This window comes from Nitrosophilus labii, from assembly GCF_014466985.1.
GTDB classification, from domain to species: domain Bacteria; phylum Campylobacterota; class Campylobacteria; order Campylobacterales; family Nitratiruptoraceae; genus Nitrosophilus_A; species Nitrosophilus_A labii.
This window is the reverse complement of record NZ_AP022826.1, coordinates 1,554,537-1,567,518: the sequence shown is the minus strand read 5'-3', so window position 1 is coordinate 1,567,518 and position 12,982 is coordinate 1,554,537. Positions and strand designations below refer to the sequence as shown.

Annotated in this window: 14 protein-coding genes and 3 pseudogenes; 6 read left to right on the top strand and 11 right to left on the bottom strand. The window is 31.3% G+C overall.

The window, feature by feature from the left end; genetic code table 11:
* Positions 1–141: 141 nt before the first annotated feature.
* Entirely contained in the window at positions 142–552 is a 411-nt protein-coding gene (locus tag NIL_RS07850) for a hypothetical protein (protein ID WP_187647226.1), read from the bottom strand.
* Positions 553–808: 256 nt separating this feature from the next.
* On the opposite strand from NIL_RS07850, the gene istA reads away from it, so the two are divergent.
* Together istA and istB are read left to right on the top strand one after the other, a co-directional pair.
* Positions 809–1,945, top strand: a complete 1,137-nt coding sequence (gene istA / locus NIL_RS07845) for an IS21 family transposase (protein WP_246434482.1) — start codon at positions 809–811, stop codon at positions 1,943–1,945.
* A complete protein-coding gene (gene istB / locus NIL_RS07840; RefSeq protein ID WP_246434416.1) occupies positions 1,938–2,753 on the top strand; it encodes an IS21-like element helper ATPase IstB in 816 nt (271 codons plus the stop codon). The genes istA and istB overlap by 8 nt, the downstream gene beginning before the upstream one ends.
* A gap of 27 nt (positions 2,754–2,780) precedes the next feature.
* Here istB and NIL_RS07835 read toward each other — a convergent pair whose 3' ends face one another.
* Positions 2,781–3,911 carry a tyrosine-type recombinase/integrase gene (locus NIL_RS07835; RefSeq protein WP_187647225.1) on the bottom strand — a complete coding sequence of 377 codons (1,131 nt, stop codon included), beginning with the start codon at positions 3,909–3,911 and terminating at the stop codon, positions 2,781–2,783.
* Positions 3,912–4,155: 244 nt separating this feature from the next.
* Positions 4,156–4,542 carry a tetratricopeptide repeat protein gene (locus NIL_RS07830; protein WP_187647224.1) on the bottom strand — a complete coding sequence of 129 codons (387 nt, stop codon included), beginning with the start codon at positions 4,540–4,542 and terminating at the stop codon, positions 4,156–4,158.
* 137 nt (positions 4,543–4,679) lie between these two features.
* On the opposite strand from NIL_RS07830, the gene NIL_RS07825 reads away from it, so the two are divergent.
* From NIL_RS07825 to NIL_RS07815, 3 genes and pseudogenes are all read left to right on the top strand, one after another.
* Positions 4,680–4,841 (top strand): hypothetical protein, encoded by a 162-nt coding sequence (locus NIL_RS07825; protein ID WP_187647223.1) that lies wholly within the window; start codon positions 4,680–4,682, stop codon positions 4,839–4,841.
* A gap of 40 nt (positions 4,842–4,881) precedes the next feature.
* A pseudogene (locus NIL_RS07820) lies at positions 4,882–5,463 on the top strand (transposase); the annotation flags it as partial.
* Positions 5,464–5,700: 237 nt separating this feature from the next.
* On the top strand, positions 5,701–7,329 hold the full coding sequence (locus tag NIL_RS07815; protein ID WP_187647222.1) for an IS1634 family transposase: 1,629 nt from the start codon (positions 5,701–5,703) through the stop codon (positions 7,327–7,329).
* Positions 7,330–7,671: 342 nt separating this feature from the next.
* Here NIL_RS07815 and NIL_RS07810 read toward each other — a convergent pair.
* The 7 genes and pseudogenes from NIL_RS07810 to NIL_RS07785 form a co-directional block, all read right to left on the bottom strand.
* A pseudogene (locus NIL_RS07810) lies at positions 7,672–7,839 on the bottom strand (IS1595 family transposase); the annotation flags it as partial.
* Between the two features lie 202 nt (positions 7,840–8,041).
* Entirely contained in the window at positions 8,042–8,185 is a 144-nt protein-coding gene (locus NIL_RS07805; protein WP_187647221.1) for a hypothetical protein, read from the bottom strand.
* 267 nt (positions 8,186–8,452) lie between these two features.
* A complete protein-coding gene (locus tag NIL_RS11225; protein WP_306344630.1) occupies positions 8,453–8,800 on the bottom strand; it encodes a transposase in 348 nt (115 codons plus the stop codon).
* A 187-nt stretch (positions 8,801–8,987) separates the two neighbouring features.
* Positions 8,988–9,137, bottom strand: a pseudogene (locus NIL_RS11010) (IS1595 family transposase); the annotation flags it as partial.
* A gap of 46 nt (positions 9,138–9,183) precedes the next feature.
* Complete coding sequence (locus NIL_RS07795; RefSeq protein ID WP_502709283.1) at positions 9,184–9,513, bottom strand: transposase; 330 nt, start codon at positions 9,511–9,513, stop codon at positions 9,184–9,186.
* A gap of 352 nt (positions 9,514–9,865) precedes the next feature.
* Complete coding sequence (locus NIL_RS07790; protein ID WP_187647218.1) at positions 9,866–10,822, bottom strand: aminodeoxychorismate synthase component I; 957 nt, start codon at positions 10,820–10,822, stop codon at positions 9,866–9,868.
* On the bottom strand, positions 10,815–11,693 hold the full coding sequence (locus NIL_RS07785; protein WP_187648625.1) for an aspartate carbamoyltransferase catalytic subunit: 879 nt from the start codon (positions 11,691–11,693) through the stop codon (positions 10,815–10,817). The genes NIL_RS07790 and NIL_RS07785 overlap by 8 nt, the downstream gene beginning before the upstream one ends.
* Before the next feature lie 113 nt (positions 11,694–11,806).
* On the opposite strand from NIL_RS07785, the gene NIL_RS07780 reads away from it, so the two are divergent.
* Positions 11,807–12,298 carry a glycine zipper 2TM domain-containing protein gene (locus NIL_RS07780; RefSeq protein ID WP_187647217.1) on the top strand — a complete coding sequence of 164 codons (492 nt, stop codon included), beginning with the start codon at positions 11,807–11,809 and terminating at the stop codon, positions 12,296–12,298.
* A 26-nt stretch (positions 12,299–12,324) separates the two neighbouring features.
* On the opposite strand, the gene bioD is transcribed toward NIL_RS07780, so the two are convergent.
* Complete coding sequence (gene bioD, locus NIL_RS07775; protein ID WP_187647216.1) at positions 12,325–12,969, bottom strand: dethiobiotin synthase; 645 nt, start codon at positions 12,967–12,969, stop codon at positions 12,325–12,327.
* Positions 12,970–12,982: the final 13 nt, after the last annotated feature.

Below are 12,982 nucleotides of genomic sequence, written 5' to 3'. Positions count from 1 at the left end.
TTACTTCAAATAAGCCTGTTATATTGGAAATTTTTTCTTGTTTTGTAGTCAAAAAGTTAGGTTAAAAGTGAGGGTAAAATTGTAAATTTAAGAGTAATTTGACTTATTTATCAGTCCAAATGAGATGAAAGTTATAATGAGTTATTTTTTATCTTTTTTAAATTTATATATATGTCTCTCCACCGTTTTTGGAGAAATATTAAAGTGATTGGCGGTCGTTAAAATTGCATCTTTATTGGTGGAAAATTGGCTTCTAATTATTGTGTAAAATGCGATTATCTCTTCCTTTTTGTTATATTTTCTTTTTCTTTTTTTGTAGTGATAATATTCTCCCGTCATTTTTCTCAAAAGCTTTAAATAATCTGTTAACACAATATTCATAAACCAAATTCTTATCGTTTCTTTTTTTTCTTCATCGTCAATATTGTCTCTTAAGTATTTTAAAAATCTTATTAGTTTGCTTTTGGGATAATAAACCAACTCGTTATGGTGGAGTTTTTCCAATCTTTTTATTAATTTGTCGATTTCTTCTTTACTTATCGGTTTATTCATTTTTATCCTTTAACAGGAAGCTTTCATACCATTTCATTAGTTCCTTTCTTTGATTAATAAAATCTGTTTTTAAATAGGCTTGGTCAACTTTATTGCCAATGGAATGAGATAGCTGGGCTTTAATAACATCTTGGTGTCATCGGCAATGCTAAAATACACCATAACGGCAAAGTGAAAATGTACCACCTGCGAAGTTAAAAAATAGAAGATTTTGTAAAATCTTCTTCTTTAGTTTTAAAGAGGGAGATTGGATGAAATGATAAGCTATGAGGAGTTTGTAATGATACACACTTTAAAAAAGCAGGGGTACAGCATAAGGGGGATATCGAGAATTACCGGTTTAGATAGAAGAACAATTTCAAAAAGACTCAAGGAAGAGAGTTTGAAACCAAGGAAAAAAGTTGTTTACAAATCGAAGCTCGATACTTTTAAATCGTATATTGAAAAAAGAGTAAAAGAGGCTTTGCCAGATAAAATCCCTTCCACTGTTATTTACAGGGAGATTTTGGATATGGGATATGAAGGAAAAGGAAGAGTTGTTCAAAGCTTTGTAAGTGATTTATATAAAAAGTTTATGCCTTTAAAAGAGGAGAGTATTGTAAGATTTGAGACTTTGCCTGGTGAGCAAGCTCAAGTTGACTGGACAGTTATAAAAGGCGGCAAAAATCCAATATATGCATTTATAATGATACTTGGATACAGCAGATATACATACGTCTGTTTTACGGACAATATGAGATATGAGACATTTGAAGATTGCCATAAAAAAGCATATTCTTACTTTGGCGGAATACCTAAAAATATACTTTATGATAACCTAAAAAGTGTTGTAATAAAAAGAAACGCATATGGAGCAGGAAAACACAAATTTAATGAAAAGTTTCTTGATTTTTCACGAGACTACGGTTTCAATCCACTTCTATGCAAACCATATAGAGCTAAAACGAAAGGGAAAGTTGAAAGATATATAGGATATTTGAAAAGAAACTTCTATATACCCTTAAAAGCAAAGCTGAAAAATTCTTCTCTTGTCATCGATTGTAAGCTTTTAAATTCACAAATATTTAGCTGGCTTGAGATTACAAGTAATAGAGTACATTCTACACTGAAGCAAAAACCGAGAGAACTGTTTGAAATAGAAAAGAAGGCTCTGCTGCCACTTGTAAAAACAGCAGAGCCGAGGAGTTCATTAATGATACATACGAAAAGTAATTCTACAAACAAAAAGGTTTTTGTGTCAATAGATAAAAACAACAACTTTTTTAGAAAAACCGAATATTCAAAAGAGGATAATAAACTTTATTTAAAAATATTGGATGATAAAGTAAAAATAGAACCACAAACCTCTTTGAAAGATTATGAGGATTTGTTACAGGAGGCTGTAAATGAGTAGCAATAAATCAATACAAAAAAAGAGCATATCATATGAAGCAGCCTCTATAGATGAAAGAATAAAAGAGTATGCCCTAATTTTCAGATTACCGGCAATACAAGAGAGCTACTCATATATCGCAGAACAGTCTATGAAAGAGAATCTCTCATATACCCGGTTTTTATTGAAACTATTTGAGTATGAGTATGAAAAAAAGATTCAAAGGTCCAAAGAAACCACTCTTAGATTGGCGGGATTTCCAAAGGTTAAAACTTTAGAGATGTTTGACTTTAAAAGCTCATCTGTAGATAAAAATATGATAAATGAACTATCTACTCTAAGGTTTATAGATAATGCCGAAAATATCCTGCTTATTGGTCCAAGCGGTGTAGGAAAAACCCATCTTGCCATAGCCTTGGGATATATAGCAACACAAAATAGAATAAAGACCAGGTTTATTACCGCTGCAGATCTGCTATTGCAGCTTGAAATAGCCCAGCAGGCAGGCAGATTGAACGACTATTTTAAAAAAGTGATAAATATCCCAAAACTCTTGATAATAGATGAATTTGGATATATAAAACTAAATGAAAATCAGGCCAACCTCTTTTTCCAGGTAATCAACAAAAGATACGAGAGCGGCTCGATCATAATCACATCCAATCTTAACTTTACCAAATTCAAGGAGGTACTTAACAATGATGAAGCATTGACTACTGCAATACTTGATAGACTTATTCATCACAGTCATATCTTAAACATTCAGGGTGAAAGCTATAGGCTTAAGCAAAAAAGAAAAGCAGGTATTTTTACAGGGTTAAACAGTTAGTTTCTCAATGTAACAGGTGGTGCATTTTTACATTGCCGAAGTGGTACATTTTTGGGTTGCTGTTGACACTTGGCTAAATCCGTGGATGTAAATATATTCAGTGGCTATTGTTCTAAATGTCCCTCTAAAGCTATGACTGCTAATGTTAGGATTTATGCGTTGAATATAATCATTAATGGTGCTATCTGTTATAGGTTTGTCTCTTTGATAAGCAAATACAAATATATCGTTAAAGTTTTGGGTTTTTATAATTTCCAATATCTCTTTAACTCTTGAAGTTACAGGTATTCTATGCTCTTTATTGGTTTTCATTGTTTCTTTTGGAAATGTGATGATGTTATTAGAAAAGTCAATATATTTCCATTTTAGATTGACTACATTTGAAACTCTTTGAGCCGTTAAAGCTTGAAACTCTATCGCAAGTTTTGCTATTAACGGAATATCGGCTTTTTGGAGCTTGGATAAAAAATCTCGCATATCCTCCGCTTTGGTCAAAGAGTTGTAATGTTTTTCCTCTTTTTTACCGATTACCATAGATAAATCAAAATTAGTTAAAGGATTGTTTTTTATATATTGCTTATTAATAGCGTATTTGAAAATAAGATTTAATAGTATGAAATTTTTTTGTATGGTATCGATTTTATTACTGGAGCTTTTATTGTCTTTATTAAACTTCTTATTTTGAATATATTTAATAAATTCCAATAAGTGAGAAATTTCTATATCTGTGAGCTTTTTATTTCCAAAGAATGGAATGATATAATTATTTATTCTTTTCTTATCGGATTTTAAAGTATTTTCTTTGACTTTTGTGCTTCTCCATTGGATAAATTCGTATAGAATGGTTTGAAAGGTAAGGTTATTTTGAAATTTCTCTTTTTCTCTTTCCAATATAGGGTCAAGGTTTTGAGCAAGTAAACGATTAGCTTTATCTCTTGCTTCTCTTGCTTGTTTTAGTGTGATTTGTGGATATGTTCCAATTGTTAGCGTTTTCCTTTTGCCATCTATTGGAGAATTGTAAATAAAAACGAATGTTTTAGTTCCGCTTGGTCTTACTCTTAAATAGAGATGGTCGCCATCTGGTATCTTATACTCTTTTTCTTTAGTTTTTGCCTCTTTGATTGTTTTATCAGTTAAGGGTTTTACAACTTTTGGCATTTTATTCCTTTACTTTTTACTTCTTATTTCCCCTTTATTTTTTACTCATTTAAGTTTTTTTCGGGGATACTTCTGGGGATACTTAAAAGTTATGCTTGACTATAAATTTTGATAAATTTTATCATATCAAAATAGACTAAATAAACTCAATAAAACTACCAAAAATAGGTCATTTATATAGACTTTTATAAACTAATATAAACTTATAAGAAGCTTATCAAGCGGTTTCCACACCTCCACCAAATTATCTACATAAAGCATTAATTTCGTTTAGAGTATCTTCATAAAATGTTTTGTAGTTATCATTTAGACTAATAGCCTGTAATATGGTATTTTTTGCTTTTGTGCATTCTTTTAATCTAAGATATGTTATAGCTAGATTGTTTAAAAGTGGACCGTTTTTTAAATCATTTACCTTTTCATAGAACTTTTTTGCACTTTTATAATCTTTTTCCAAAAAGTGTATATTTGTTAAACCGAAAAGAAGCTCTTTATCATTTTTCCATCTATTAAGTGCCGCTATATAAGCTGATTTAGCCTCTTTGTAGTGTTTTGTATTTTCTAAAAGAATAACCGTATTTAACCCAAATTTTTCATTAGATAATGATAAAATATTAAACCTACCATACAAGCGGAAAAACTAAAGGGAAGAGGGACTAACCAAATGGGTGAATTGAAGATTGGGTATATAGACAAGAATATTACGCCATTTGGAGGGATGAAAATATTAAAAGATTTTATGAATCGTAAAGGATAGATGTAGATAGTTTGACGATAGATTTGGATTCTACAGTTATAACAAGATATGGCAATCAAGAGGGAGCGAAAGTTGGCTATAATCCTAAAAAGCCTGGCAGACCTTCTCATCATCCTCTCATAGTCTTTATAGAACAGACGAAAATGGTAGAACGCTTGGCTAAGAAGCGGTAATAGCGTAAGTCTTAGCAGTTACAAAGCCTTTTTACAAGAGACATTCGAGAAAGTTTTGCAAGATCATCCTATAGGTTTAGTCAGAGCCGATAGCGGTTTTTATGCCAATGAACTACTCAAATGGCTAGAGAACAAAGAGCTAAACTACATCATAGCGGTAAAGTTCTATACAAATATCCAATACGAGATAGGTAAAATAACTCAATGGATATCGATAACAAAAGGGATCGATACAGCCATATTGTATCTCAAACATCCAAATAGTCCCTATCCTAGACGCTATGTTATTGTGCGAAAAAGAGTCGAAAACTATCCAAAAGCGACAGGTAAAACTCTTTTTGATGAACCGCTGTATAGATATAGCGCCTATGTGACCAATCTTTCTTTACCAGCAGATCAGATCTATAGACTCTACAATCAAAGAGCTGATGCTGAAAACCAAATCAAAGAGCTCAAATATGATTTTGCCATAGATAGTTTTGTACTCAAAGGCTTTTTCGCTACGGAAGCTTCCTTTCGATTCATTATGATGGCGTACAATATCCTAGCTCTTTTTAAACACTCTCTTTTACAATCAAATCAATGTCTTTCACAACTATCAGAGCCTATTGCTTTGCAATAGGAAGTTATATTACTAATCACTACTCCAATCAAAAAGTGCTCAAAATGGCTCTAGCCAAAAAAAGAAGAGCTTGGATGAACTCTCTTTTTGAAAAAAACAAGAATCTATCTCCTGAATTGTGCGGAATCTCATAAAAACGAAAAATCACAGAAACAAAACTCCCTAATTATGGGCATTTCATGGGTTAAAAAGGCAAAAGAGGGTGTCTCAAATGTTTTTTTAAAGTATAATTTGTCTATGTTTATTAGAGAGAAAAAGAATAAAAGCGGAAGTGTTAGCATTCAAATCATAAGTAAAAAAAGAGGAAAGTATAAAGTAATAGAGACTATAGGTTCTGCAAAAGATGAAATAAAAAGGTCACTTCTTTTAGATAAAGCTAAAAAGAGATTAAAAGAGTTAGAGCCGACTCTCTTTGATTTATATGAAGATAATAAAGATGAAAAAGCAGATATTTTAGGTAAGAGAGTTGATTTTATAGATATTGATAACGATAAAGTTATATCCATAGGCGGAGAGCTTATATTTGGAAAGATTATAAAAGATTTTAGATGTAAAGAGTATTTTAAGAAAGTAAGTATAAAAAAGTTTGAAAAGAGATTTGAGTATTTCAAGGATTTAGTAATATCAAGAATACTTTCTCCTGGGAGTAAATTAAATTTTATAAACTATCAAAAACTCTTTAAACAAAAAGATATTTCTATTTATAGTGTATATAGACTTCTTGATATTTTATACTCTAAAAAATCAAGAGAAGAGATTCAAAAATGTATTTTTAATCATACAATGAAAATTATAGAAGATAAATTAATAGTGGCCTTTTATGATGTAACGACTTTGCATTTCGAGAGTGAGAGTGAAGATGATTTAAGAAGGGTTGGTTTTTCCAAAGAGGGAAAATTAAATAGACCGCAGATTCAAATAGGACTTTTAACAACACTTGAAGGATATCCTTTAGCTTATGAAGTATATGAGGGAAATAGATTTGAAGGAAAGACATTAATCCAAACACTTATAAACTTTGAAAAAAGATTTTCTCTCAAACAAAAACCTATAGTAGTTGCAGATAGAGGAATGCTAAGTAACTGCAACCTTATTGAGCTTCATAAAAAAGGATACAAATATATTATTGGCTCACGCATAAAAGCTTTAAAAGATGAGATAAAAAGAGAAATTGCAAATCTTGTTTTTATATCTGATGGTGATACAAAAGAGATAGCTTTAGATGAAGAGCTTATTTGCAAAGAAAAAGATAAAACTATTAAAAAAGAGAAAATTGCGCAAAGAATAGTTCTATCTTTTTCTACACAAAGATTTAAAAAAGATAACTATTTAAGACAAAAGGGAATTGAAAAACTCAAAAACAAAATTCAAACATCTCCAAACATCACAAAATCTAATTTAAAACTATCACCCTATGCAAAATTTTTAGACCTAAGCAAAGATTGCAAAACAAAGATTCAACTTAATCTTGAAAAGATAACAGAAGATGAAAAACTTGATGGTATTAAAGGATTTATTACAAACGATTTTTCTTTATCTCATCAAGAAATTATAGAACATTATAAAAATCTTTGGCATATTGAAGAGGCTTTTAAAATATCTAAAACTGACCTAAAAATCAGACCGATTCATCATAGATTAGAATATAGAATCAAAGCCCATATCCTCGTAGCCTTTGTAGCTTATGCAATCTATAAAGAATTTGAAAGAAGGTTAAAACTTCATAATGTGCAATTTACTTTTTCTAAAAAACTTATAATTGAACTTATAAAAAATATGAAAGCCATTGAAACCAAAGACTCTATTAAACTTTTTAATTTTAACAATTATCAATCTCTAATTTACTCCGCTATATTCAATACCTAATTTTTGGGTGTCTTTCCGCACAATTCAGGAATATCCTAGCTCTTTTTAAACACTCTCTTTTACAATCAAATCAATGTCTTTCACAACTATCAGAGCCTATTGCTTTGCAATAGGAAGTTATATTACTAATCACTACTCCAATCAAAAAGTGCTCAAAATGGCTCTAGCCAAAAAAAGAAGAGCTTGGATGAACTCTCTTTTTGAAAAAAACAAGAATCTATCTCTTCCTATTGGTGGATTTGGATAACTTTTATCGCTTTTTAGTTGAGAAAAAAGATAAACTTCAAAATAATATCATTAAATTTTCTTATTCAAGAAGAACTCTATTGCAAAATCTGGGTTTAAAATACCAAATACGATAGTTTTTCCTCTTGCTCCTTTGCCTCTTTTACCTTTTACTCTTTTTGCTCCAAAATAACTCTCATTAACTTCAATTTCTCCCTGAAATGGAGAATCAATTTGACAAAGTCTCACTATTCTCTCTCTGAATTTATTAAAATATCTATTTATTGAACCACTTGCAAATTCAAACATCACAAACAGCCTAGTTTATCTTCCTGGCAATTTTTGAGATTAAAAAAATCTCTATGTGACAATATAGTCAATGTTTTATCTCAATTCTCCCTAAAATCTTAAAAAATTCCCATTTTTACTCCACTTTTTATGGTTTGATAGCTAAAATTGTCCTCTTTTTTACTTTTTTATGACTATTTTAAGTAACAAGCTGCAAACTCTGATGAATACAGATAGATAAAATTCCAAATGCTAATACAGAAGCTACTTTTGTAGCTCCTTTGTAATAGATTGTTTTACATCCAAAGTCATCTTTGAGATACTTGTTTACTCTCTCAACCATACTTCTTTGATTATAATGGTGTTCATCAGATGATTGTGCTAAATTTAAAAACTCAAATTTCTTAATTTCTTCTTTTTGTAATTTGATTTTTGCTTTTAGTTCTTTTGAATTTTTAGGGTTTATATCTATAATTGGGCGATGTCCTAATTTATCCCGGATTTTGCGATAGACTTTATCACATTAGCATTTAACACTTCGTTTATAGACAATTAAAAATTTTTTGACTTATCACCTTATAGATAAACCTTCAAAATTGTTAAAAAGCCCCTAAAGCTCAAGCAAAAGCATTACTGAAACAAATTCTATTGTATAATCCGGGTTAAAAACTCTACTAAATTTTGATTCGCTTGGAATATCACTTTTATATCTCCACCCACATATAACTCTTAAAGTTCTATCACGATAGAGCCTCTCTATTAAATCTCTTGTTGTTTGAATATTATAAACACTCTTTGCTATAAACACTCTTGCAATTTCAATTCTATCTTTTGGAGTATTGGTGATAGAAACAACTGTAATATTTTTCTCAATTTGAGCAAAATCTAATATTTTAATGAACTTTTGTTCTTTGTGAGATAACTCCTCTAATCTTAATCCTCTCTTAACGCTGAAAATAGTGTCTTTTCAAGGTTTAAGATTTTATTCCACATTTTAGATAGGTTTGTAGATATTTTTGATACAATATTTTCCATAAGCTAAGTCTCCTTCTGTTAGGTTTTTGTGGTAAAAAATTATAACATAGTGAAGGCAGACTTAGCTTTTTAAAATTTAATTTAGCTTAAATCATAGGTGATTTTTACTAATCTGCAAGTGGCTCGATTGTATTTCGATTAATTTTTGTTATTTCAGATGTCTGTTTTGCTGTTAAATCTAAGCAAAAACATTTCAGAATCTCTTTAAATTTTCTCTCTGAAATATGCGCATTTTTTATATATCTATTTTTGCCCTTCATATCGATATAGTTTAGCATATTTTTATTGCTAAACTAGTCTTGACCCTTATGTTATAATTCCTTCAGACGCGAAATTCTTGGTATGTCTTGTAGGATAGGTTATATTTTTCTCTTGCACTGTCGTATCGACTATAACTTGTTTTTCTTCTTTAGCATTGCCACGTAGATCGATACTTATTGCAAATATCTTCTCTATCCCATCTTTACCAATATGCTTTCTAAAGTAAACTAAATCCGTCGGGTCACAAGGATATGCAGGTTGATACTCCCTCATTCCACAAAAATATTGATAATATAGATTTCTCTTCCATTGTAATACAATATTCTCATCACTTAAATTCTCTAACTGTTTTAAAATCAATAGTCCCACCGTCAACCTAATAGGTTTAGCAGGTCTTCCCTCGTTACTGTAGTATTTTGCAAACTCTTTTTCAAAAACAGTTCAATCTATTGTATCTGCCAAAGCAATAAGCGGATCGTTACTATCAAGCATATTCTTTTAAAGATGGATAAAAGAGATTTGGTTGGTTTGATTTAGTAGTAGATTTAGCAAGCATTTTTTCATCCATCTCGACTAGAAGTTTCCTCTATCTTTATAGTTTATTAGTTGAAAATTATACCTCTTTACTACCCCAGATGCCCTTAAATTTGAGCTTTTTAAGGTTTTTCAGGGAGGAACAGGTATTTGAAGTGCGTTATCCGATACGGTTTTAATAAAGCCGGTTTTATTAGATTGCAAGAGTAGGAATATAAACTTTTTCGATCATCTCCTTATATTCATCTTCAACATTGCTTTGTATAGTTATCCCCCCGCCGCTTTTATATACTAGAGCGCTTTCTTTTTTTTCAATATATCTTATAATAACTGCGCTATCAAGATTTTTGCCATCAAAAATACCGAATATTCCCGTAAAAAAGCCTCTATCGTAGTTTTCCACCCTCTTTATTATCTCTATGCTTCTTTTTTTAGGAGTTCCGCTGATACTCCCTGCGGGTAAGAGTTTAAGAAGTATTTCACCCAGATTTTCTCTCCATTCTTTGGGCAACTTTCCTTCTATTTCTGAACTTACTTGAAGAAGCTCTTTTTTTCCAGCTTTTATTTTATCTATATATCTAAATCTTTTTACTTTTATCTTTTCAGCAACCATTCCGAGATCGTTTCTTAAAAGATCAACCACCATAATATGTTCTGCCATCTCTTTTTCGTTAGATAAAATCAAGTTAGCGGCATTTGGTAGTGATGCGTCTATTGTTCCTTTCATAGGATATGTTTTGATAGTGTTATTTTCTATTTTTATAAACCGCTCGGGTGAGAAGCAGACAAACTTGTTTTTAAAAAAGAGTTTAAATTTTGCTTTTGAGCAGAAAAATATCTCCTTTAAAGATAGGTCTGTTTCGATTTTTGTAGGAAATGTTAGATTGAGCAGATATGTATTTCCTTTTTTGATCTCTTCTTGGACTTCAAAAAAGGCTTTCTGATATCTTTCAAAAGAAACAGGAAACTTCTGTTTTATAAAAGCATTTTTGCAATTTTTTTGGTCGTATTTGTAATTTTTGTAACCATCTATCTGAAAATATATATTTTCAAGAGTTTCTAGACTCTGGGCAAATATTTTTTTTGCCTCGAAATCTATAACAAAAAGAAAGGGGATCCCTTTTCTTGCTAGAGAACTTATCTTATCCATTTGGCATTATGAGTTTTTTCAGTATTGCCATCCTTACTGCAACACCGTTTTTAACCTGTTCTAAAACTTTACATCTTGGATCTTTTAGCATTTCATCATCTATATCTATATTTCTGTGAACCGGACCTGGGTGAAGAAGTATGATGTCTCTATCTCCTATCAACTCTTTGGTTATGCAAAAATCGCTTGCATAGTCTCTCAAACTAGCATAAATAGGAAGTTTATGTCTTTCTGTCTGGGTTCTAAGACTCATTATGACATCTACTTCGTCTATTACATCTTTTATGTTATGAGTATATTTTAGATCTCTTCTTGGCAAAAAGTGAGGAGGGGCTACTAGTATAACTTCCATTCCAAAACGGTTTAAAAGCTCTATGTTGGAGTTTGCGACTCGAGAGTTTTTGATATCGCCCACTATTGCTATTTTTTTTCCTTTAACGTCGGGTATATATCTTTTAATCGTAAAAAGATCCAAAAGAGCTTGAGATGGATGGGCATGAGCCCCGTCTCCTCCGTTAATCAAGGAACAGTTTACATAGTTGGACAGTATTTTTGGAACACCTGCATGTTTGTGTCTTACTATTATGGCATTTGGCCCCATTGCATCGAGATTTGCTGCCGTATCAAATAGGGTTTCCCCTTTTTTTGTGGAGCTTCTTGAAACATCTAAACTCACCACTTGAGCGCCTAGTTTTTTTGCCGCAACTTCAAAAGAGCTTCTTGTTCTTGTAGAGTTTTCGAAAAAAATTGTTATAATCAATCTGTTTTTTAAAAGACTTCTAGGAGTCTCCTCTAAAAAGTGTTTAGCATCTTCAAAAATCTCTTCAATTTCTTGTATTGACAAATCTTTTGTATCGATTAGATGTTTAATTTTTTTCACACAAATCTCCAAATTGTAAATTGTCTTATTTTATACTAAAATATGTAAAGAAAGATTTAATAACTAATTTTTGTGACAAATATCAGTTAATAAGGAGTTAAAAAATGAAAAAAGTAGGAGTTTTGATAGCTGCTTTGCTTACTTCGTCGCTTTTTGCGGAGAGCTTTACCTATATGGAGTATATACCGGTATATAAATCTGAAAAACTTTTTAGAGTTATAACAAAAAGAGTTCCTTATCAAGAGTGTTGGGAAGAGGAAGTTCCGGTTTCTCAAAATGGCGATTCAGGAACGGTTGGAGCGCTTATTGGCGGAGTGGCGGGAGGAATTTTGGGGCATCAAGTAGGAGAAGGCTCAGGTAAAACAGCAGCGACTATCGGAGGAGCCATAGTAGGAACTATAGTAGGCAAAAATCTTGCTGATGAAAAACCTGCTCCAGGATATAAGATAGTTAAAAGATGTAGAACAAGATATCAAGAGACCCATGAAAGAATCATAGAGTATAAAAATTATGCTAGATTAGATGGACAAGAGATAATAAAATATAGTTCAACGCCCTTAAAACAGATAAAAGTTAGAGTGACTGTAGAGTATTGATTAAAAGGCGGCCTTTCCGCCTGAAATTATTCATTTATCAATCTTTTCAAAATCTTCTTAGCATCTTTTTGCAATATCAGAATCTCACTAAAATAGTCTTTATAAAACGGAAAAGTTATATCGAAAAAACTATCTTTGTCTTCGTAAAGATTTACGCACCAATCAAAATCTAAGTTTTTGTTTGCTAGTGCTTGCATTGAAAGGAGCGTATCGTTTATACAGCCAAGACGGCTTGGTGTCACCAAAAGAGGTTTAGCTTCAAAAATATTTATGAAATCTATCATAAAAATATCTTTTCCAACTGGAACCATCAATCCACCTGCCCCTTCGATAAACAAAATATCGCACTCTTTTTCCAAAATATTTGCTTTTTCCAATAAAAGATCGATATCGATTTTATTATCTTTTTTTGCTACATAAGGAGCCGCGGGAAGGGAGAACCTATATGGAACCACATCCTCTACCATAAATTTCCTAAAACAATTATTAAACTCTTGACATTTTTTTAAAAGTTTGGTACCATCTTCGGGATTATCAGTTATCCCCGTCTCTATTGGTTTAAATACTCCGGCTTTTATACCGGCTTTTTCACACTCATTTAATAGGGTTAGAGTGGAAAAAGTTTTGCCTATACCTGTATTTGTAGCCGTTATAAAAACTCTTTTTATCATAATAATTCTCACA

Bases quoted from the DNA above. Each gene is read 5' to 3' on its own strand.
- NIL_RS07850 (WP_187647226.1), bottom strand. From the start codon at position 552: ATGAATAAACCGATAAGTAAAGAAGAAATCGACAAATTAATAAAAAGA.
- istA (WP_246434482.1), top strand. From the start codon at position 809: ATGATAAGCTATGAGGAGTTTGTAATGATACACACTTTAAAAAAGCAG.
- istB (WP_246434416.1), top strand. From the start codon at position 1,938: ATGAGTAGCAATAAATCAATACAAAAAAAGAGCATATCATATGAAGCA.
- NIL_RS07835 (WP_187647225.1), bottom strand. From the start codon at position 3,911: ATGCCAAAAGTTGTAAAACCCTTAACTGATAAAACAATCAAAGAGGCA.
- NIL_RS07815 (WP_187647222.1), top strand. From the start codon at position 5,701: ATGTTTATTAGAGAGAAAAAGAATAAAAGCGGAAGTGTTAGCATTCAA.
- NIL_RS07805 (WP_187647221.1), bottom strand. From the start codon at position 8,185: ATGGTTGAGAGAGTAAACAAGTATCTCAAAGATGACTTTGGATGTAAA.
- NIL_RS07790 (WP_187647218.1), bottom strand. From the start codon at position 10,822: ATGGATAAGATAAGTTCTCTAGCAAGAAAAGGGATCCCCTTTCTTTTT.
- NIL_RS07780 (WP_187647217.1), top strand. From the start codon at position 11,807: ATGAAAAAAGTAGGAGTTTTGATAGCTGCTTTGCTTACTTCGTCGCTT.
- bioD (WP_187647216.1), bottom strand. From the start codon at position 12,969: ATGATAAAAAGAGTTTTTATAACGGCTACAAATACAGGTATAGGCAAA.